We start from the raw sequence: 21,245 nt of genomic DNA, 5'->3' as shown, positions 1-21,245 counted from the left end.
GATGTCTGAATGGATCGATGTAGTAGCGGAGAGCGCATTACCGGCGGGAAGTCGCAAGGTGGTGGTGACGCCTTATGCTGAGATCGCGGTGTTCAATCTCGATGGTGAGTTTTTCGCGATCGAGGATGTTTGCACCCATGATGGTGGCGAGCTGGCCAGCGGTGCCTGCGAAGGCGACCAGATTATCTGCCCTCGCCATGGGGCTCGCTTCTGTATCCGCGATGGCCGGTCGCTGACCCCGCCTGCATATGAAAATATCGATACCTTTCCAGTCCGTGTGGAGAACGGCATGGTGCAGGTTGATCTGGACGACTGATGGCTAGCCCGTCCGACACTACGAAAAAACCGCAGTGCCGAGGCTGCAGGCACTATTATATCACTTGGGATCAGAACAGACCGCACGGCTGCCGTGCATTCAAATTCAAATCGGGAATGCTTCCCTGTTTTGAAGTGCAGGTGGCCTCCAATATCAACTGCCTGAAATTCGAGCCCAGGCCAGAAAAGAAGTGAAATGGCACAGTTAAAGCTGTTAGCGTAGCCATATGGGGATCAAATGGCTTACATTCGTGAAGAGGCGCCTTCGCAGTCGCTCGGACTCAGAGCATGAGCAAGCCATTGTCCGCTCCATTCTTGTGGCGATTGTATTTACATGGTTTTTCTATTTTGATTTTTCGACCGCATATAAGGTAAGCGCTGCATATCTTCTTCTATCACTGTTTCTCTTTGTTTGGATCGTTGCTGCGCCAGACTCAAGTCATCCTCGAAGAGTCATCGGGGCTATTGGAGACATGTCTGCTATTTCGACAGGTCTTTTTCTTGCAGGCGAAACGGCAGCACCATTACTGGCTGTCTATTTATGGGTAATTACAGGCAATGGGTTCCGCTATGGCATTAAATACCTGTATATCTCCATGCTCCTGGCTTTAGCAGGATTCATAACTGCATGCATAGTAAATCCATTCTGGATACAACACATCTGGTTTAGTGGAACTATATTAATAGCGATTATTATTGTTCCTTTATACATGGCCAGCCTAATCACAAAACTGCATCGGGCAATTAGCGATGCAGAGGCAGCCAATCAGGCCAAATCTCAGTTTATAGCCAATATGAGCCATGAACTGCGAACGCCGCTGAATGGCATCATCGGAATGAATGACCTCTCTCTGAGTACCAAGCTGAATGCGGAACAGAAACGCTTTGCGTTTGTCATTAAGGAGTCGGCCTATCACCTGCTCGGATTGATCGAGCGCATTCTCGATATAGCTAAAATCGAAGCTGGAAAGCTTGAGCTGGAAAAATCGCCGTTTGATATGCATCAGCTTATGCATGGTGTTGTAGCTATGTTTGAAGGCCAAGCTGGAGCAAAGGGCATCACGGTTAGCCTGCATATTGATCCGCAAGTGCCGTTCGCGCTGGTTGGCGACCCCAAACACCTGAAGCAGATCCTGCTCAATATTATTGGAAATGCGGTAAAATTCACCGAACATGGAAGTGTCAATGTACGCCTCAGTCTGACCGAAAACAGTGAGGAGACACGACTGACTTTCAAGGTGATTGATACAGGAATCGGCATGTCCGAAGAGGCGCAGAAAAAGATATTCGAACGCTTCTCTCAGGCTGATACCACCATCACCAGGCGTTTTGGCGGCACGGGCCTTGGCACCACTATCGCAAAAAACTTGACGGAGATGATGGGGGGCTCCATTAGTTTGTTCAGCGCTGAGGGTGTAGGCAGCACCTTCACCATTGAGATTCCACTTGAACAACAGACAGAAACCGTCGCCTCGCAAGACTTGACCAAGGTCAATATTCTGGTGCTGGGGGAAAGGTATCCGGGCAACCCCCTGGAGAAGATGCTCAGTCGCTGGGGTACGAATTACGCTTTTATTGAGGACGAAAAATTTCTTTTATCCAATATCGTGGATGCCTGGTCGACAGGTCAGCCATACGATGTGGTCATGGTTAGTCGCGACGCATTGCAATGTAAACCTGAACTGATTGCCCATGCCCTCCGGGACAAAAGTGACCTGTCAAACCTTGACTTGATTCTGATTGAATCGGACAAAGAGCAGTCAGCAGATCCGGTCATGGTAGAGGCGGGCTTCTCTTCTGTACTTCACCTGCCTATACAGGAGTCGCTGCTGTTTAATGCCTTGCATGCATCCAGTGTCGTTCACCACTCCGCCGATGTTATCTCCATCAATGATGTAATGAAGCGGAAGATGAAACAGCGGCCGCTCAATATTCTTGTGGCCGAAGACAATCCGGTAAATCAGGAGGTGATTTATGAAATCCTTAATCGTGCTGGACACCACACTGAGCTCGTCGATGATGGTGAAGCTGCGCTCGATGCCCTGGCCGAAGAGAAGGAGTACGATCTCGTTATTCTTGATATGAACATGCCGAAGGTATGCGGCCTCGATGTCCTTAAACAGTTTCGATTTATGGACACCAGTGCATCCACGCCGGTACTGATGCTTAGTGCCGATGCTCTGCCGAATACGGTGCGCGAGTGCATGGAGGCTGGAGCCAATGATTACCTGACGAAGCCAGTCAGGGCCTCTGACCTGCTGGAAAAGATCTCTGAGCACTCAGGTCATCGTGAAGAAGAGCAGGAGAAGCAGAGCAGCGATGGGGCTTCACGATCCGGCAATGCTGGATGCCTGGATGAGGCGGTCATTAGTGAACTGTTCGGCCTTATCCGCTCAGATGAGAAACGGGAGCACCTGATTTGTTCACTCGAAAGCTCAGGCTTTGAACATCTTGTGCAGCTTAGCTTGTCGGCAGAACAGAATAATGGCCAAGAGTATCTATTAAGGATTCATGGATTAAAAGGCTCTGCAGCCACGCTCGGTGTGAAAGATGTTGTTATGCTATGCAATGAAATAGAAGAAATAGGCAGCACCATCGACCATTCTAAAATGGTCAATTATTGCAAACAGCTGGATAGTGCCCTCAGGCAGGGATGTGAGTCCCTACGCAATTACCTAGGGCAAGTCTGACCTGTTTCATCCAAATTCAGGGGCAATAACACTCCAAGGAGCCATGCTACGCTCCATTTATCCCGCCTTTTGAGTCTGTTTGTTTATTAGCCGTTCCATCATGCGCAGGTCTTTCGCGGTCAATTCAAGAGCCGCATCAACCCATACAGATGTAATCGATTCCAGTTCCTCATAGCTGACCGGGTTACAAAAACGTTTTGCCCGACGAAGTGCACGGAAGCCGTTTCTTGCCCTGCTTTCTCTCTTGAGATAATCATAAACTGCTTGTTTACCTTCTCCTTTTTCAACCAGCACGTCGACAATTCCCAATTCAAACATCTCTTGGGCAGAGTACACCTTTCCGCTCAATATCATTTTTTCCGCTTGGGCGAGGCCGACCTTTCTAGAAAGAAGGCTTAATGCTCCCATGCCAGGAAACAGGTTAAAGAGAATCTCGGGCATTCCCATTTTGGAGCCCTTCTCTGCGATCAACACCTCGCCGGCAATTGCCGTTTCAAAACCACCTCCCAGAGCATCTCCCTGCACCAACGAAATGGTCGTAATGTCTTTATCAAGCCCAGTATGAAACTGATAGACGGCTTTGATGCAAGCTGTTGCGTACTCCAATAAACCTGTCCGGTTTCGAGTTCGAATTAGTTTGCAAAAGAGATCGAGGTCTCCTCCAAGGTTAAATACTTCGGGAGTGTCGGATGTGACGACCAGATATTTAATGTGGTTCAGGTCAGAGTTGTTTCTTAAATCTCTTAGCCAGCTTAACGTCTCATCCAATAACTTTGGAGTAAAGCAAGGCCTTGGAAGTCCCTTCATACAGTACCACGCCAAATCAAGGTTATCCTCATAGAAAACACCCATGGAAGTGTATGAATGCCTACACTCGCTTTTACGTAATGTGTTGTTTTTGAGCTTATACTGTTCAACGTATTTGTAAGCATCCCTATATTCGCTTGTGTGTATTGTACTGGCTTTAAAGCGGTGCTGTTCCATCTTTTGAATCCCCTCATTGCTGGTATTGCGAAGAATCCCTCCCTCGCATTCCTCTGAACGCACCTTTAATGCCAAGCCATGGTCGTCTTCATCTACTCCCATGGATGCATCTGAACCTCTAAAATTATTAGTGAATAAGCTGTTCGTTTTATACTTGTTTTGCCCCATTATTGTAATCTCCTTATCACAAATATCGCGAAGGACTACACCCCCGAATACGTCAGAATGCACCCTGTTTTAGCACCTCGTCAATAAATCGACGTAAATTCACCTGATTTTAGGCTGGTTTAGGGTAGATTTATGGTTCATAAAGCCTCTTTTCCGGCAAGAAAATGAAGGCGGTTGGAATTTTGACGGGTAAGAATATATTGTGATGAAGTGAAGTGATGAGCCAGTAGCCGCCAGTATCAGATATCATACAGCCCGGAAAAATTGGCCAAGACTTCCGGCAAATCTTGCCAGTGCCACATTGTCCACATCAGAAACGTGCTTCAATCAGCAGCTCTAGCCCTAGGAGGGAGCATCAGGCAGACCTCCTCCTCAAACAGGGCAAGGCGGGATTGGCCAACCATGCTGAAATCGAATTGAGCCTTATCATCATACAGACTTTAGGCTCGACTGATAGCTGCTGAGCTGTATCTTTTGATGGATGGGTGAGCACAAACTGATTTTTGACACTGCTGAGCAATGGCGTGAGGAAGCGATGCGGCGGCCGGACGGTGTTGACTATGCGGAATCGGAGAAACGCCGCGCACAGGCTGATGCACACAACAAACTGCATTCCATCAGTAGCCCCGATGTCCTGATCGATCAGCAGCTCTATATCCTCGGTAAGATGGACATGGAGGAATATCAATCCTATCTCCTCTTTAAACACAGCAAGTCGGGCTAATACAGAGGTGGCTGAGATTGAACTGGGCCTGATTGTTTACGGGCTGATAGTTGGTCTGGGCGCGGGACTTATCGGCGGTACGCTGGCCGGACTCGCAGGCGTAGGCGGGGGGCTGATCTACGTCCCTCTCTTTTACGCCTTTATGCCTTCCGACTCCGAAGGCATGGCAATACATATCTTTGCCAGCATGGTTGCCGTGGTGGCTACCGCCTTTTTCTCAGCCCGTGCCCATCTTCGTCTTGGCCATGTCGATATCAGCAGCATGTTTGCCCTGCTTCCGGGATTGGTGATTGGGGCTGCACTGGGCTTGTGGAGCACCCTGCTACTGCCGCAATTCTGGATACTGGTGGGGATCGCCGCCCTCAACGCCTGGGTAGCATTCGATTATGGGCGCACACACCGTCCGCACGCCAAGCAGGCCTATGCCATGCAGCTTCTATCCGGCCCTATTGGCTACATCTCCGGCCTGTTTGGTATTGGAGGAGGGACCATGCTGGTGCCGTTGCTCAGGCGTTTTGTTCATCTCAGACAGGCCGTCGGCACATCGGCGATGTGCGGCCTGGTCATGGCGGCTGGTGCTATCCTGCTCAATCTATCGTTGGAATCTGACTGGAACGGGCTGCTTGGCCAGCACTGGTCGTTCTTGCTTGGAGCATGGGCAGGCATCATAGCGATTCTGCCCTTTGCCTCAGGCTGGTCGGCACGCCTGCATGACTCGGCAGAGGAGGCAACGCTTCGATTTGTGCTCAAGACAGTGTTTATATCACTGGCATTAGCGCTGTCCGTTGCCGCCTTCTTGAGCGTCTAACTATTAAACCAGTGGACTTCCCGGGCGCTGCCACGGGATATGGTCTTTCGATTCGATGGCAACCCGCATCACAAGCCCCAGGGCGGCAAGCATGGTCACCAGTGCAGATCCGCCGTAGCTGATAAAGGGAAGTGGCAACCCTACAACAGGCAACAGCCCAGAAACCATTCCGATATTGACGGCAATGTAGAGCAGAAACACCGAAGCGATGCCGATGCAGACCAGTGATCCGAAGCGTGAATGGGCGCGACTGCTGATGATCAGAATACGGGTGATAAGAGTGGTATAGAGCAGCAGTAGAATGAAAGCTGCGACAAAACCGCCCTCTTCAGCCAGCACAGAGAAGATAAAGTCGGTGTGCTGCTCTGGCAGGAAGTGAAGGCTGGCCTGTGTTCCCTGCATATAACCTTTACCAAACAGGCCTCCCGAACCGATCGCAATGGTCGACTGGATGACGTGGTAACCTGCTCCCAGCGGGTCGGACTGCGGATCAAGCAGAGTCAGCACCCGTTGCTTCTGGTAGGCGTGCATGAAATGCCACAAGACTGGAAGTGAGGCGAGTGAAAGAGTCACGGCAATGCCGAACCAGCGCCAGGGCAGGCCTGAAGCGATCAGCAGGGCAGTGGCGGCAAACAGCAATACAAGTGTTGTCCCCAGGTCCGGCTGAATGATAATCAGAGAGGCAGGGGCCAGCGCCAAAGCAAGAGCAACCCCCAAATCCTTGAGCGAATCGGCCTCCCTACTGGCAAACCAGCTGGCCAGTACAAGCATCAATGCCCACTTCATCAGTTCTGAGGGCTGCAGGTTCATTATCCCCAAATCCAGCCAGCGTCGCGCACCCATCTGGACATCGCCGATCAGCGGAACCATGGCCAGAAGAAGAAGGGCAACAATGTAGAAGGGCCAACTGGCCAGCCCTACAACACGTACCGGGACAAAGCAGAGAAACAGGAAAACTGAAAAGCCGATACTCAGGAAAATGAGCTGCCTTCTCCATAGTGCTGCATCACCCTGATGAATAGCGGCATAGAGTGTAACCAGCCCCAGAGCGATCAGGCAGGCCATGGTCGCCAGCAACGGCCAGTCTAAGGAACGAAGAGCTCTAATCATGGTTGAGGTGCCTCTTTGGCGGCAAGGGTTCTGATGATGGCAGCAGCTACAGGGGCGGCATCACTACCACCGTGTCCACCATGCTCAACAAAAACAGCTATCGCCACCTTAGGGTTATCATACGGCGCATACCCCATGAACCATGCGTGATCCTTATGCCGCTTGAGTACCTGTTGTGCGGTTAATTTTCCTTTCTTATCATCATCCTGAGCCATTTTGACCACTTGAGCCGTCCCTGTTTTACCAGCCATTTTCCAGGGAGCGGAGCGGAGGGCCCAGAATGCTGTGCCTCCCGGGGTGGCAACAACATCCCGCATCGCATTATGAATCATATTCAGGTGTGCTGGCTTAACATCAACCTGATGCATCAACTCACTTTCGGAATCGGCCAGCAGCTGGGGCTTCAGCACTTTGCCACCATTGGCAATGGCAGCAGCAAGACGGGCAATCTGCAACGTGGTGGTGGTGAGCTGTCCCTGCCCTATAGCAGTGATCATCGTTTCACCACGGAACCAGTGCTTACGTCTGGATGAACTGCTGTTCATTGCAGCCATCATATTGGGGCGAAGAGCAGGAATAATGCCGCGCGATTCGGGGGAGAGGTCGATACCGGTTTTTTCTCCCAGCCCCCATTTTTGGGCTTCGTCACTGATCGCACCCATGCCAATCTGGTCGCCCAGCTTGTAGAAATACACATCGCATGAATGCACCAGCGCAGAGTGCAGTGACACATCGCCGTGTCCTGTCCGTTTCCAGCAGCGAAGGTTGCGATCAGCCAGTTCCAGGTAACCGGGGCACTGCGTATGGCCGGTTGCCAGAGTGGCCTGCTGTCCCAACCCTGCAAGTCCTGTGAGCATTTTAAATGTAGATGCCGGAGGATAAGCTGCCTGAGTTGCCCGGTTAAGCAGCGGTTTGTCGGGGTTGTTGAGCCACTCCTGCCACTGCTCCGTTTCAAGCCCTGTGATGAAGCGGTTGGTGTCATATCCCGGTTGGCTCAGCATGCTGATGATCTGACCTGTTTCGACATCCATCACAACCACAGCCCCGGTTCTCTCCCCCAGTGCTTCTGAGGCTGCCTTCTGAACATCAATGTCGAGGGCCAGCTTCACCTGCTGACCCATAATAGATGGAGTCCGCTTGATGACTGCAATACGGCGTCCGTGCGCATCGACCTCCTCCTGTTGGGAGCCAGGCGTACCGTGCAGATAGGTTTCAAACGACTTTTCGACACCTGTGCGGCCGATAAACTCGGTGGAGAGAAAGCCATTATCAAGATCAGACTTACGGGCCAGTGAGAGATATCCTATCAGGTGCGAGGTAAGCTCAGCATAGGGGTAGTAGCGATAGCTGCCCGCTTCAACATCGATACCGGAGAGGTGGTGAAGTCGGGCTGCAATGGGAGATACCTGCAGCCACTGCAACTTATCATCCAGCAGTACAGGACGATCCGGACGTGACGATTTAATGCGCTTAAGGATTTGTGACTGCTTTCTCTCGCTCCACTGCAGTGCATCGGCAAGCGTAGCCAGTGTTTCATCCAGTTTTTTAACCCGCTCCGGAATCAGTAGAACCCGGTATGCTATTTTGTTTACAGCAAGCCCTTTGCCGTTGGCATCAGTAATTTCACCCCGAACAGGAAGAACCGGCACGATATTCAGGCGATTTTCATTTGCCTGCAGGGCCAGCTTCTCATGCTGAGTCCACTGCAGCTGCAACAAATGCAACATAAGTCCGCCCAGCAGAAGCGGCGTGACTGCAAAAAAGAAGAGCATGCGCAGATCAAAACGCTGGCGGCTTTCAAGCTGGTTTTTGCGCATAAAGACTCGTTAACAGATACCAGATTGGCACGCAGAAACAGAGGGTCAGGAGTATGGCGGTAAATTCCCATCCCCAGTGAAGCAGGCTTAAGGTCGCGATGAACATCATGATAATCCGTTGCGGCAGCCCTACCCCCAGATGTTCATCGAAATAAACCATCACAAACGGAATCAATGCTACGAAAACAAAACTCAGCCCCACCGACCAGTGCAGTACGATATCGTGAATGAAGATGCCCGGCAGCACCCATACCCAGTTGTGTCGCCGCGCAAGAATACCGGCTAATAGCAGTGCCATGGCCCAGTCTGGCTGGATGAGCGATGCTGAGAATGCGAGATTGAGGCTCAGCCCCAGCAGTGCTAACAGTGCAATGGAAGTCGCAATCATTGCGAAGCGTCAGTATGAAGGTGTGAAGCTACGGCTAACCAGTTATCGCGTTGCCAGTGGGCAGTCGGGGCTGCTGAGGCCTTAACAAACAGTTCTCCCGGAACGGCTTTAACCTCGATAATGCGGGCAACAGAGATACCAGGTGGAAAAAGACCACCCGCGCCACTGGTATAGAGCACCTGTCCCGGTTTGAGCGCAAACTCTTCGGGCACGAAGTCGATGGAGAGGCTTTCTCCCTGCCCTCGGGCAAGCGCAGCCAGTGATGAGCCGGGAATTGTGACCGGAACAGCAAGTGAGGCATCGAATATGGTTCGTACTGTGGCGTGGCCTTCCGCAGTGCTATCTACAACGCCAACCAACCCTTCGCTAGATACGATGACATCATCTTTCGATACTCCATGCACCTGTAGCAGGATGCGCTGGCTCATCGCTTCAGGGCTTCGACCGCGCACCTTGGCGGCATGCCAGCGATAGCCTGTGATACCGGAAATATCGAGGATTTTGCGAAGCTGCCTGTTCTCTTCGCGCAGCGAGTTAGCCTCCTGAATGAGCGATGCCTGTTGCTGTGCTTTTTTTCGAAATGCCTGGTAATCGGCCTGAAGTTTCTGCCGTTCCGAGAACCAGAGACTGGAATCCTGCCACCACTGCACAGGGGCATGCAGTGCTTCAAGCGCTGGCCAGGAGGCCAACATCGGCCAGGAGCCTGCAGATGTTCGGGCAATGATAAGAAGGCCGGTAAAAACCATCACACTTATCAGCCACAGCTTGTAGCGACGTTTGACGGTTTTCACGAATTACTCCTCGAAGAGCACGCCTCGCATGCGATCCAGTTCATCAAGAACTCGGCCACTGCCCAGCACTACACAGTCCAGAGGATTTTCTGCAACGGTCACCGGCAGCCCCGTTTCTTCGCGAAGCAGTTGATCCAATCCTACCAGCATAGCGCCGCCACCAGTAAGCATGATGCCTTTATCGACAATATCTGCGGCCAACTCAGGCGGTGTGCGCTCAAGACAGACTTTCACACCTTCGATAATCGCATTAACGGACTCGGTAAGGGCTTCAAGAATTTCTGAGTCGTCGAGTCGGAGGTTTTTAGGAACACCATTGATCAGATCCCGGCCTTTGACTTCCATTTCACGGCGCGTCTCCTGTGGGAAGGCGCTGCCCAGCTCCATCTTGATTCTTTCAGCTGTTGGAGCACCAACCAGCAGGCTGTACTTGCGGCGCAGGTGATTAATAATCGCCTCATCCATCTTGTCGCCACCGACACGTACCGAGCGCGAATAGACGATGCCGCCGTAAGAGATCACGGCGATCTCACTGGTACCGCCACCAATATCCACAACCATGGATCCGGAGGCTTCAGTCACAGGAAGCCCGGCACCGATTGCTGCCGCCATAGGCTCTTCGATCAGGTAAACCTCACGTGCACCAGCAGAAAGGGCGGATTCACGGATTGCCCTGCGCTCTACCGGTGTGGAGCCGTAAGGCACGCAGATGACAATACGCGGATGTATGCCCCAAGTGCGATTATGAACCTTGCGAATAAACTGTTTAAGCATCTCTTCGGTGGTAACGAAGTCGGCAATAACGCCGTCTTTCAACGGACGGATTGCCTGAATGCTGTCCGGAGTGCGGCCGAGCATGCGTTTGGCATCCGTACCTACTGCCAGCACCCTGCGGTGCTGTCTGCCAGCGCCGACATGAATTGCCACCACGGATGGCTCATTGAGGACAATGCCTTCGCCACGCACATAAATCAGCGTATTGGCAGTGCCCAGATCGATGGAAATATCGCGGGAGAAAACCCCGAACATGCGATTAAACATAAGAAAACCAGCCTCCGGAAACTAAGCCTGCTAGCCTAGTTGGTGAAACCGAACAGGTAAAGCGATGGGACGCTGAAAACCCGGGACTTCATCATATGATATGATTCACTACGATGTTCTGGCCGATGCGACAGAGGTCATCGCCTGACCTGACAATAGTGGGAAAACCATCGCCGGAAATGTAACCCGGTGAACTGTTCAGGCTGTGTTCCCCATCACGGCTGTTTTTGCGTACTTGGGGCTGCTGCGTTTTCTGATCGGTCGGCTCCTAGGCGAAATTCACCCACACCGGCGCATGGTCGCTGGGGCGCTCTCTGGCCCGGTAATCCGTGGCTACACCAGCCGCACACGGCCGCATGGATTCGGTAGCAAGCAGGTGATCAATGCGGATACCCCAGCGGCGGCGAAATGCATTCATGCGATAGTCCCACCAGCTGAACATCGGTTCATCGGGATGGAGGCTTCTTACTGTGTCGGTGAGCCCCAGACTCACCAGCTCCCTAAACATTGCACGCTCTTGCTCTGAGCAGGTGATTTTACCCTGCCAGCGCATGGGGTCATGCACATCCAGATCAGTGGGGGCGATATTGTAGTCACCCAGCAGCACCAGCTGCGGGTACCTCTCCAGCTCACCCTTCAGGTAATCTTTAAAAGCATGCAACCAGTGGAATTTGTAGGCGTATTTCTCCGAGCCTACCTCCTGACCATTGGGAATATAGACATTAACAATTCGTACGCCGTTGATGGTTGTAGCCAGCAGCCTGCGCTGTGGGTCATCAAGCTCGGGAATATCAGTAACCATATCGGTTGCCTCATCGCGGCTGATGGTGGCGACACCATTATAGGTTTTCTGGCCGGAAAAAATGACCCGATAACCGGCAGCTTCCACCTCTGCAACTGGGAATTTTTCGTCGGGCACCTTGGTCTCCTGCAGTGCCACAACATCCGGCTCAAATTCGGCCAGATATTCAAGCAGATGTGGCAGACGCACGTTGAGGGAGTTCACATTCCAGGTGGTGATTCGCATAGGCAGATGATGTATGGCGCGGTGCTGACACTCAAGAAGTAATCCTGTTCTTATCGGCATGATTTATGCTCAAGCCTATTAACAGTAGTGCGATAGATGTATATAAGAAACCGACATAAAGGAGAGAGCCATGAAAAGCAGCCGAGCCAAAACTATAGCCGAATCATTTTCCCGAATCAGTTCCTTTGCAGTTGAGAACAGAGCCAAAGGGGTCTGTGTTCACTACCTGGACAATCATGCCTACTTTGTTCGTGAGGCCTGCTTCTGGTCTTTTGCCTTCAGGCTCGGCTATGCCAATCATGAAGAGGGGCAGGTTGCAGAGATCGAGGCCAAGTTGACCGTGTGATAGCTAGTTAGAACTACTGCTTAGAGGGTGTGAATGTCTGCGCACAAAGTCTTCAAAAGCATCCACAGAAAGAGGCCTCGAATAGAAATAGCCTTGAATTTTCGCACACTTTTGCGTCTCGAGGAAATCTAGCTGCTCTTCGTTTTCAACCCCTTCGGCAATAACAGACAACCCCATTTTATGGGATAGAGCAATGATGGCTTCAACAAGGATTCTTGAGTCTTTATCGTCAGGCAACCCGGAGATAAAAGAACGGTCGATTTTCACTTTATCAACAGGCAGCTGCTTCAGGTAGCTTAAGGATGAGTATCCTGTGCCGAAGTCATCAAGTGCGATACTAAAGCCTTGAGCGCGGAGCTTTCGCAGGATTTCTATAGCTTTATCAGGGAACTCTAGAATGGCGCTTTCTGTCAGTTCGAACTCAATAAGAGTGGGGTCACAGTTGGTCTCTAGCAGTTGCGTCATAATCTCATCAATAAGGTGTGGTTGTCGCAGCTGTCTACCAGACACATTGATTGAAATTTGCACCCGCTTTCCCTGAGAATGCCATTTGGCAGCCTGAGCCATTCCTGATTTGAAAACCCATTTGCCAATCTGATTGATTAGACCAGATTCTTCAGCGACTGACATGAATGTATCAGGATACACCATGCCGTAGGTTGGGTGCTGCCATCTGAGCAAGGCTTCCGCGCTTGAGATAAACTCTTGGCCCAAGTGTTTCGTTGGCTGGAAATAGAGTTGGAACTGCTCCTCTTCTATTGCTTTTCTGAGATCAGTTTCAATCCGCAAGCGCTCCATGGCTCTCGCGTTCATATCTGATGTGAAGAACCGGTAATCGTTTTTACCCTCTTCCTTGGCATTGTACATAGCAGAATCAGCGCGTTTGATCAGGTCATCCAGTTTATTTCCATCGCTGGGAAAAACACTGATACCGATGCTGGCGCCACTGGAAAGCAAGTGCTTATCGACAGCCACCGTCCCGACAAGATTCTTTAGAATGTTTTTTGCCACAATGGCCGCATCCTGATCATCTTTCAGATCCTCAAGAAGTATAATGAACTCATCACCGCCCAGCCGAGCGACAGTGTCTTCTTCTCGGACACAGGTACGTAGCAGGGAGGAGACTTTGATCAGAAACCTGTCTCCGACTAGGTGTCCTAAGGTATCATTAATGTTTTTGAAGTTATCTAAGTCTATGAAGAGAATGCCAAACTTATGGCTTTCTCGCGCTCCTTTGCGAATGGCTTGCTCTACCCGATCGTAAAACAACGTTCGGTTGGGGAGCTGTGTTAATATATCGTAGTAGGCTAACTGGTGAATCTTCTTTTCGGACTCTTTCTTTGAAGTGATGTCATTGACAATGCTAATATAGTTGCTGACCTCGCCGTTATTGTCCTTTACGCTGCATATGGTCACCCACTGAACAAACAGTTCCCCGTTTTTACGTCGATCTGTAATTTCCCCCTGCCAGACACCCTTGTTGTTGAGACTCTCCCACATCTGTTTATAAAAACGATCGTTATGCCACCCGGAAAATAGAATGTGAGGTGTTTTACCAATGACTTCTTCTGCCGAATAGAGGGTGATTTCAGAGAATGCGCGGTTAACTTCCAGAATATTTGTTTGAGCATCGGTAATCATGATGCCTTCAATGCTATAGTCGAACACTTTAGCCAGAAGCATGATTCGTTGCTCATTGTGGAACTGACGCGTGAAGTCCTCAGCAATGACCTCGTAACCAGTGAGCTCACCGGTTCCGTTGGTTATGAAGCGAATGTTCTCGGAAAGTATGACTGCCTGGCCGTCTCGTTTATAAGCTGGGGAGAGAAGCCCCCTAACCGGCTGCCTGTCCGCAAGCATTGCACTAATCTGTTTTGGTCGATCATGGTCTACATAAACTTGAGCAACTCCGGACACTTCCTCGCGCATCTCCAAAGCGTTGCCATAGCCCAAAATCGTTGCATATGCGGGGTTTACGTAATTGAAGGCCCCATCCAAATCAGTCTGGTAGATGCCCTGCAGGCTGCTCTCAACAATATTTTTATACTGCTCCTGTGCGTTTTCAAGCTCTAAGGTGATGGCAATAAGTCCTTGGCTGGAGTCAGCCAGTTCGTTTTCCAACTCTTCAATATAAGCTTGCAACTGCTGGACCTGATCAGTCATGAGGCTTCTCGGCTTTATCCATGATTACCAGCACAGTTGCGTCATCATTACCTTTGCCATACCTCTCCATAATTCGCTGGGCTACGGCGCTGGCGCCTAGGTGCATCACTGGCGTCAATTCATGCCACTGCCATTTTGTACTAATGCCATCAGAGTGCAGCACCATAACCGCCCCGCTATTCCAACTCTCCAGCGAAGATTTTGGCGGGGGCATTCTGTTGCCAACAATGCCACGCCGAACTATTAGTTTCTTATCTGTTAAGGCATTGAAAATCCGTGATTCGATATTACCGATACCTGCATAGTGCATGTTTCTTTCCTGCCACTCGAGAGCAACCAGTGTCATAACTGCCCCTCTGGTGGCACGACATGCTCTAGAGCACCCCATAAGCAAATGCTCAAGATCCTGCTCGAAATGACTTTCGATATAGGCTTTGGCAGTCGTTGATGCCTTATGTGCAAATGTTCCATGACCTACGCCATCGATAACAGCTACCAATGTACGGTGGTTTGCGTGCTTGATGACAAAAGCATCACCATTTACCTGATGCCCAGGGATGGCTCTGGAAACGGCAGCAATGTCGAATGGGTTTTCATGTGCTGGCATGGGGAAACTATTTTTTCGGAGCATCTTTATGCCGATAATATGAGTGCCGTTTTCACCATCCGACGTAATCTCCATGCTATCAACCAGGCGGTTCACAGCTCCTAGCCCATCACCAAGAGTACCTGCTGTCGAGAAGCCATCGGCGAATGCTTCCTCCTGATTGGCAATGCCACCACCCCAGTCGCGCGCCTCAATAACCATGCCGTGCTGCGCCTCAACTGTTATCGATGACAAGCTTAGCGTGCCCCGACCCGCATGTTTGTAGATGTTGCTACCAAGCTCGGAGGCAACTAATGCCATCTGCTCACTCGCCACCTCATCAAAGCTAAGCGCTAAGGCAAATGACTTACTGACACGGCGGGCTGCAGTTACATCGGCAGGGCCGGAAATATAAAAAGACCTAGTCTCTGGCTGGGGCATGATCTACTTTCGCCATTTACGAATGGTGATTTTGGTGCCTATGCCTACGGTGCTGACCGCCTCCATCTCATCCATCAGTCGTTTGACCCCCGGAAGCCCCATGCCCATGCTTTTGTTTGTAGTAGAAAATCCGTTCTGCATCGCAGCATCAAGATTTTCAATGCCTGGACCGCTATCTTCAAAGAAAAGTTCGATTCCAGTGCGTTTTCCTTCAGCTAGTTTGCGCCAGGAAACGGTCCCCTGATCTGCATAGCGTTGGATATTGCGAGCAAGTTCAGAAACAGAGGTGACGATTCGGGTGACGTCGGTCAAGCCAAAGCCCATCTGCTGGCAAATATCTCGAATTTGCTTTCTGGCAACCAAAATATCGCGTTCGCTGTTAATGTTGATGCTTTGTAGCAGATGAGAGTCACTCATAAGTGCTCTTTTATTGGTCCAGTCTCAGAAAAGCAGTGTCAACATCAAGGCAGGTTTCGATATTTTCGAATGTAAGTCCAAGCTGTGTGGCGGTGATAGCCACACTGGGCAGCATACCAACCAGAATGGTCCTGCCTCCCATTAAATTGATCATCTGCATCGTATCGATAATGGTGCGGGCAAAAAATGAGTCCACAATATCAACTGTAGAGAGATCAAGAATCACACCTTTTGCTTTTTTGCGCTGTAGCGCGTTGAGGACCTCCTCCTGCAGCTCGTTGATAAGCATATCATCAGGTTCGCTCGGAATGGAGACCAGCAGTACATCGCGAAGCTTCAAAATGGCAATGGCACTCATAAGTAGCTCCTGTTAATGCGAAACGCTTTTATTGAGCATCTCTAGCGCCTGTTTCAGGCCGTCGGCTAGAGAACTACGTGTATAGATGCCGGAAAGGTCAATTCCCAAGTGCACCAGAGTCTGGGCAATTGATGGGCTGACACCAGTGATTATCACCTCTGCTCCAAGCAGCTTCACGGCATTAATGGTATCGATAAGATGCTGGGCCGTAGCCGTATCAATGGCTGAAACACCTGTGATATCGACCAACGCTACGGGTGAACGTGTTTCTACGATACTTTCCAGCAGTCGCTCCATGAAAAGCTGTGTACGGTGAGAGTCGAGGGTTCCGATAATCGGAGCCGCAACCACGCCTTCCCACAGCTGCACGACGGGCGTGGATAGTTCAAGGATTTCCTCATGTTGTTTGGCAATCACATCCTCTCGAGCATCGATGTAACTGGTAATGGCAACTTCCTCATCGAGGTTGATCAGCTTGTACAGGGCAAGAATCGTTTTCTGGGCCTTCTCTGGATCAGAAGCCAGCAGCCTGAAGATGTGCGGAGTCACTGCATCGATATAATTACAGAATGCTCCCATATACCATCTGACGTCCAGGCCAATCCTCTGATGGCGAATACCAACACGAATCCGATCCTCAAGGTAGGATTGCCCATACTCACCAGATAACAGGCGGTTGAAATAATCCTTCTATGTGCTTTTCAGCCGCTGAATGGTGTCTTGCCCTTTAAGCAACTCTCGCAGCTCTTTGAAATCACTCCAGTTGGCATAAAGCTTATCAATAATCTCGTCTGTGTGGTCAACAACAAGCTCCTTCAGCTCGCTTAGCAGCTGGGCCTCCGTTTCACCAAAGCCCACGAAGGCCTTGCGTTGCTCCCACTCTTCAATTGATATAGTCATGCCCCTCTCCCCTCGACAAGCCTGGTGTTGACCGAACTAAGTTCTCGATACCCCTAGTCCGGATAAAACATATAGCAACAAAGGTGCCACTGCGACTATTATAGGATCGACATCACTTCATAGCAGCTAATTTTTGGGAGTTTTCCAATCCAGCTTAGCAAGCCAGGCCAAACCCGCAACCAGCATGGCTGATGAGAGCAGCATGCCCATAGTGACCGGGCCAAACAGGAACCCCAGCTGCTCATCCGGCTCCCTGAAATTCTCACAGAAGATACGTGCTACGGCATAGCCGCACAGGAAGATCGCTACACGGGCGCCCGAAGGCCACACCTTCTTGCGCAGAAGCCATAACACGATAAACAGCAGCAATCCTTCCAATGCCATTTCGTAAAGCTGGCTGGGATGGCGCGGCAAGGGCCCGGCATGCGGAAAGACCATACCCCATGAGACATCGGTTGTGCGACCCCACAGCTCGCCATTGATGAAGTTACCAATGCGTCCGAACATAAGCCCGAGCGGAGCCACGGTAAAGAAGCGGTCGGAAAGCTCAAGGAATGGCAGGTCATGTTTTTTACAGTACAACCAGCCTGCTACCAGCGGGCCAACCATGCCGCCATGGAACGACATGCCCCCCTGCCAGATATAGAACGCTTCGATCGGATGATCGATGTAATAATCAAAATTGTAAAAAAGTACATAGGCGATGCGGCCACCTAGGATGACGCCGAGAATCAGTGTGGTAAACAGACCTTCGTAAGCATCATGACTGATGCGTGTTTCCCACAGTCCAGTCTGCTTCAGTTGCAGGCGAACTAGGTACCAGGTGGCGAAGAAGCCTGCGATATACATAAGCCCGTACCAGTGAATAGCCAGTGGCCCCAACTGCAGGGCAACAGGATCGATGCCGCTCCAGACCATCAGAGCACCACCCAGAAGAGCAGGGCACCGAAGAGAATACGGTAGATGCCGAAGGCAATAAAGGTGAAGTGTTCAAGAAACCGGATGAACAGCCGCATAACAAACCAGGCCGAAACAAAGGCAACGACGAAACCGGCAGCCAGCACGATGAGGTTGGAGCCGGTGAAATCCTGATAATGCTTGAGCAGGTCGAAACCGCTGGCGGCCATCATCACAGGCAGTGCCAGCAGGAAAGAAAACTCTGCACTTGCCTTGCGATCAACGCCGACGAGCAGGGCGCCGATGATTGATGCGCCGGCCCGGCTGGTGCCGGGAATAAGAGCGAAAACCTGTGCAATACCAACCCACAGAGCCTGCCTGTAACTCATCTCCTCGACGCGTTTTGTCGGATACTCCCGGTCCCTGTGCAGATACTCTACAATCAGGAAAACGATGCCGCCGACGATGAACATCGTAGCAACGGTCTCAACCGTAAACATCGCTTTGATCTGCTTGTGAAAAAGAAACCCGACCACACCGATCGGAATAAAGGCCAGCACCACCTTTTTCCACAGATCCAAGTATTTGAATGTGAATTTCTCGCGGTAGTTTGCAACCACGGCAAGGATGGCCGCCAGCTGGATAATGACTTCAAATGCCTTGTTCTCTTCGTTTTGCGAAATGCCGAGCCAGTGACTGACGACAATCAAATGGCCGGTCGATGAGATGGGAAGAAACTCCGTGGCACCCTCAATCAGCCCCAACCATATCGCCTGTAATATATCCATTAATCCCACCCTTACGTATTGGTCGCGCTACCCTACGTGATGTTTTTTCGAAACAACACTGCTACGCTCAGCCATATCATTTACATGTCCGAAAAAGGGATAAAGACTATGAGAAAATTCTTCAGTACATTAATGACCTGGCTGGATCGATTGCGTCGAACTCTGGTTAATGGCCTCTTCGTAGTCTTCGTGCTGCTGTTTATTGTGGCTATATTTTCCGAGCAATCACAGATGCCGGAGAGTGGCGCGCTGGTGCTTAACCCCAAGGGGGCTATTGTCGAGGAGTTGGAGTTTTCTGCCCCTTCGCTGTTGCCACTACAGTCCAGTTTCGGGGCTCCAGAGCAGACCCGCCTGCACGATCTGGTTCGCGTGGTTCGCCATGCTGCAGATGATGAGCGAATTCGCATGATGGTGCTCAAGCTGGATGAGATGGGAGGGGCGGCCCTGCCTAAGCTGCAGGAGTTGCGGGGCGCTATCGAATCATTCAAGGCATCCGGCAAGATGGTGGTGGCTGTAGGTCCCAACTATAGCCAGACCCAGTATTACCTTGCAGCCACGGCCGACCGGGTATTTCTCGATCCTTTGGGGGTTGTGGCCATTGAGGGTTTCAGCATCTACCGTAACTATTTCAAGGATGCGCTGAAAAAGCTCGATGTGGATGTGCAGCTGTTCAGGGCGGGAGAGTATAAGGCAGCTGCTGAGCCACTGGTGCGCAACGATATGTCAAAAGAGGACCGTGAGGCCAATAAGGTGCTTCTCGGCCAGTTGTGGTCAGCGTATAAAAACGACATCTCAGCTCTGCGCAATATCAAACCGGAGCGGATACAGCAGGTGCTGGATCACCCCTCCCTCTATCTGGCACAGCACAACGGAAGCCTTGCCGAGTTGGCCAAGGCAGAAGGACTGGCCGATCAGCTGGCCAGCCCCGGCGGTATTGAGAGTTATATAGCAGGCGCCATGGGTGTTGAAAGTGGCGATTACCCGTCTGTTGATTTCAAGGAGTACCTTGCTGTGATCGGCGACCAGCCTGAAACGATGCAGGATAACCGAATCGGTATTATCTCCGCCAGTGGCATGATTCTGGATGGCAAACAGCCGGCAGGCAGTGTTGGCAGCACCTCGATGCTGGAGATGTTGGCAGAGGCACGTCGCGATCCTGCCATCAAGGCGGTGGTGTTGCGCATCGACAGCCCCGGCGGCAGTGCGCCGGCCTCAGAGATGATCCGCAGCGAAATTCTGCGACTGAAGGCGGCGGGCAAGCCGGTGATCGCATCCATGAGTGGCATGGCGGCTTCTGGCGGCTACATGATTGCAGCACCTGCCGACGAAATATGGGCCTCACCTACGACGATTACCGGCTCTATCGGCGCATTCGGGGTGCTGGCTAATGTCGGCAAGGGGCTGGAAAAGCTCGGTGTCCACAGTGATGGGCTGGGAACAACCTCAGTTGCAGGTGGTGTGCGAGCCGACAGGCCACTGCCTGATGAGCTAAAAAAGGTCATTCAACTCTCGGTCCAGTATGTTTATAGCCGTTTTCTGGGCCTGGTATCAACGGATCGCGGCATAGAACCTGCTGAAGTCGGGAAACTTGCTGAGGGCAGGGTCTGGACAGGCTTGGATGCCAAGCGACTGGGGCTAATCGATAGCCTCGGCGGCTTTGACGATGCCGTCGCAGCTGCAGCAAGGCATGCGGGTGTCGAATCCTACTCTGCGGTGTGGATCACGCCGCCGCAAAGCTTCAGGGAGATGCTGATGATGAAACTGCTTGGCAGCGCAGATGCTATGATTACGCAGGTGCTGGGCGGCGATCCATTTACAGGGATGACGGCTGTGACAAAGGCAGCACCATGGCTGCAGGAGGTCAGACAGCTTGGGCAACTGCTTGCCTTTTCGAGCAACCAGCCCGCGCTGTTTACTGTCTGTAACCTGAAGGTTTCGCCCTAAACATTCATTGTTTGTTAATAATTTAAAACGTACAGTGCGAATTATGTTCATGCGCAAACTGCATATTCGAGGTGTTTCCCGGCTAATCTCCGGGCTTTTTGCTGTGCAGCTTTTTGCCGCAGGACTCTGCATGATGGTGCCCGCTACGCATGCCATGCCGCCCACCTCTTCTCACACTGCATCTCACAGCATGGATATGAGTGCTGACCACTGTGCACCTCCGGTGGCTGATGCGCTGGATGCAGGTACAAATCAATCGGCATGCTCGCATTGTAACCAACCCGATGAGCTGCTACAGAATGTCCAATCACCTGTGCATGGTGATATGCTGTTCATTGCCTATATCGGGCATTCGCTGAACGATATATCTGTCTTTCAACCCGCCCTGCGATTGACTTCGCGGGTGCCGACCGGACCACCGAAAAGCTCCTCCCTTCTCTATAACACAACACAACGCATCCGTATTTGACCCTCGCCTTTTGCTGATTCCCTGACCCGGTGGGTTTGGGAGTGTGCTGCCGTTTCCGGTCCGCACATATATT

21 protein-coding genes and 1 pseudogene are annotated in these 21,245 nt (G+C 51.3%); 7 read left to right on the top strand and 15 right to left on the bottom strand.

The genetic code is table 11. From position 1 onward, the window contains the following. Position 1: 1 nt before the first annotated feature. Together Ga0123461_RS00430 and Ga0123461_RS00420 are read left to right on the top strand one after the other, a co-directional pair. A complete protein-coding gene (locus Ga0123461_RS00430) occupies positions 2-316 on the top strand; it encodes a non-heme iron oxygenase ferredoxin subunit (protein WP_100276538.1) in 315 nt (104 codons plus the stop codon). Positions 317-542: 226 nt separating this feature from the next. After that, positions 543-3,005: an ATP-binding protein gene (locus Ga0123461_RS00420; protein ID WP_100276536.1), complete on the top strand. Its 2,463-nt coding sequence runs from the start codon at positions 543-545 to the stop codon at positions 3,003-3,005. Positions 3,006-3,062: 57 nt separating this feature from the next. Here the strand turns inward: Ga0123461_RS00420 and Ga0123461_RS00415 are convergent, their stop codons facing one another. Beyond that, entirely contained in the window at positions 3,063-4,157 is a 1,095-nt protein-coding gene (locus Ga0123461_RS00415) for a crotonase/enoyl-CoA hydratase family protein (protein WP_232710256.1), read from the bottom strand. A 481-nt stretch (positions 4,158-4,638) separates the two neighbouring features. Between Ga0123461_RS00415 and Ga0123461_RS00410 the strand changes: the two genes are divergently transcribed. Then, positions 4,639-4,881, top strand: coding sequence for a hypothetical protein (locus Ga0123461_RS00410; protein ID WP_100276535.1), 243 nt, complete (start codon positions 4,639-4,641; stop codon positions 4,879-4,881). Between the two features lie 7 nt (positions 4,882-4,888). Next, the gene (locus Ga0123461_RS00405; protein WP_100276534.1) at positions 4,889-5,689 is read left to right on the top strand and encodes a sulfite exporter TauE/SafE family protein; all 801 of its coding nucleotides are present in this window, start codon (positions 4,889-4,891) and stop codon (positions 5,687-5,689) included. 3 nt (positions 5,690-5,692) lie between these two features. Here the strand turns inward: Ga0123461_RS00405 and rodA are convergent, their stop codons facing one another. The 6 genes from rodA to xth form a co-directional block, all read right to left on the bottom strand. Continuing rightward, positions 5,693-6,799: a rod shape-determining protein RodA gene (rodA, locus tag Ga0123461_RS00400; RefSeq protein ID WP_232710255.1), complete on the bottom strand. Its 1,107-nt coding sequence runs from the start codon at positions 6,797-6,799 to the stop codon at positions 5,693-5,695. Next, complete coding sequence (gene mrdA / locus Ga0123461_RS00395; protein ID WP_100276533.1) at positions 6,796-8,616, bottom strand: penicillin-binding protein 2; 1,821 nt, start codon at positions 8,614-8,616, stop codon at positions 6,796-6,798. Before mrdA ends, rodA begins: the two co-directional genes overlap by 4 nt. After that, entirely contained in the window at positions 8,597-9,004 is a 408-nt protein-coding gene (locus tag Ga0123461_RS00390; RefSeq protein ID WP_100276532.1) for a hypothetical protein, read from the bottom strand. The genes mrdA and Ga0123461_RS00390 overlap by 20 nt, the downstream gene beginning before the upstream one ends. Further along, on the bottom strand, positions 9,001-9,795 hold the full coding sequence (mreC, locus tag Ga0123461_RS00385; protein WP_100276531.1) for a rod shape-determining protein MreC: 795 nt from the start codon (positions 9,793-9,795) through the stop codon (positions 9,001-9,003). Before mreC ends, Ga0123461_RS00390 begins: the two co-directional genes overlap by 4 nt. Positions 9,796-9,798: 3 nt before the next feature. Continuing rightward, the gene (locus Ga0123461_RS00380) at positions 9,799-10,836 is read right to left on the bottom strand and encodes a rod shape-determining protein (RefSeq protein WP_100276530.1); all 1,038 of its coding nucleotides are present in this window, start codon (positions 10,834-10,836) and stop codon (positions 9,799-9,801) included. 268 nt (positions 10,837-11,104) lie between these two features. Continuing rightward, a complete protein-coding gene (gene xth, locus Ga0123461_RS00375) occupies positions 11,105-11,863 on the bottom strand; it encodes an exodeoxyribonuclease III (RefSeq protein ID WP_100276529.1) in 759 nt (252 codons plus the stop codon). Between the two features lie 130 nt (positions 11,864-11,993). Between xth and Ga0123461_RS00370 the strand changes: the two genes are divergently transcribed. Further along, the gene (locus tag Ga0123461_RS00370) at positions 11,994-12,209 is read left to right on the top strand and encodes a hypothetical protein (RefSeq protein WP_100276528.1); all 216 of its coding nucleotides are present in this window, start codon (positions 11,994-11,996) and stop codon (positions 12,207-12,209) included. Between the two features lie 3 nt (positions 12,210-12,212). Here Ga0123461_RS00370 and Ga0123461_RS00365 read toward each other — a convergent pair whose 3' ends face one another. From Ga0123461_RS00365 to Ga0123461_RS00330, 8 genes and pseudogenes are all read right to left on the bottom strand, one after another. Continuing rightward, positions 12,213-14,372 (bottom strand): putative bifunctional diguanylate cyclase/phosphodiesterase, encoded by a 2,160-nt coding sequence (locus Ga0123461_RS00365; protein ID WP_100276527.1) that lies wholly within the window; start codon positions 14,370-14,372, stop codon positions 12,213-12,215. Further along, positions 14,365-15,399 carry an ATP-binding protein gene (locus tag Ga0123461_RS00360; RefSeq protein ID WP_100276526.1) on the bottom strand — a complete coding sequence of 345 codons (1,035 nt, stop codon included), beginning with the start codon at positions 15,397-15,399 and terminating at the stop codon, positions 14,365-14,367. The genes Ga0123461_RS00365 and Ga0123461_RS00360 overlap by 8 nt, the downstream gene beginning before the upstream one ends. Before the next feature lie 3 nt (positions 15,400-15,402). Further along, positions 15,403-15,816 (bottom strand): anti-sigma regulatory factor, encoded by a 414-nt coding sequence (locus Ga0123461_RS00355; protein ID WP_100276525.1) that lies wholly within the window; start codon positions 15,814-15,816, stop codon positions 15,403-15,405. Positions 15,817-15,826: 10 nt separating this feature from the next. Beyond that, entirely contained in the window at positions 15,827-16,174 is a 348-nt protein-coding gene (locus Ga0123461_RS00350) for an STAS domain-containing protein (RefSeq protein ID WP_100276524.1), read from the bottom strand. 12 nt (positions 16,175-16,186) lie between these two features. Continuing rightward, entirely contained in the window at positions 16,187-16,525 is a 339-nt protein-coding gene (locus tag Ga0123461_RS12520) for an STAS domain-containing protein (RefSeq protein ID WP_257790609.1), read from the bottom strand. An 81-nt stretch (positions 16,526-16,606) separates the two neighbouring features. Then, positions 16,607-17,074: pseudogene (locus Ga0123461_RS12515) on the bottom strand (protoglobin domain-containing protein); the annotation flags it as partial. Positions 17,075-17,200: 126 nt separating this feature from the next. After that, positions 17,201-17,995, bottom strand: coding sequence for a prolipoprotein diacylglyceryl transferase (gene lgt, locus Ga0123461_RS00335; protein ID WP_418289170.1), 795 nt, complete (start codon positions 17,993-17,995; stop codon positions 17,201-17,203). Continuing rightward, on the bottom strand, positions 17,992-18,759 hold the full coding sequence (locus tag Ga0123461_RS00330) for an undecaprenyl-diphosphate phosphatase (RefSeq protein WP_100276520.1): 768 nt from the start codon (positions 18,757-18,759) through the stop codon (positions 17,992-17,994). The genes lgt and Ga0123461_RS00330 overlap by 4 nt, the downstream gene beginning before the upstream one ends. A 108-nt stretch (positions 18,760-18,867) precedes the next feature. Here Ga0123461_RS00330 and sppA point away from each other — a divergent pair, with 108 nt between their 5' ends. Both sppA and Ga0123461_RS00320 read left to right on the top strand, forming a co-directional pair. Further along, positions 18,868-20,703 (top strand): signal peptide peptidase SppA, encoded by a 1,836-nt coding sequence (gene sppA, locus Ga0123461_RS00325; RefSeq protein WP_157819182.1) that lies wholly within the window; start codon positions 18,868-18,870, stop codon positions 20,701-20,703. A 49-nt stretch (positions 20,704-20,752) separates the two neighbouring features. Continuing rightward, positions 20,753-21,172 carry a hypothetical protein gene (locus Ga0123461_RS00320; RefSeq protein ID WP_232710253.1) on the top strand — a complete coding sequence of 140 codons (420 nt, stop codon included), beginning with the start codon at positions 20,753-20,755 and terminating at the stop codon, positions 21,170-21,172. Positions 21,173-21,245 lie beyond the last annotated feature (73 nt).

The sequence above is a fragment of the Mariprofundus aestuarium genome, from assembly GCF_002795805.1.
GTDB classification, from domain to species: domain Bacteria; phylum Pseudomonadota; class Zetaproteobacteria; order Mariprofundales; family Mariprofundaceae; genus Mariprofundus; species Mariprofundus aestuarium.
This window is presented reverse-complemented; position numbering and strand designations above follow the sequence as displayed.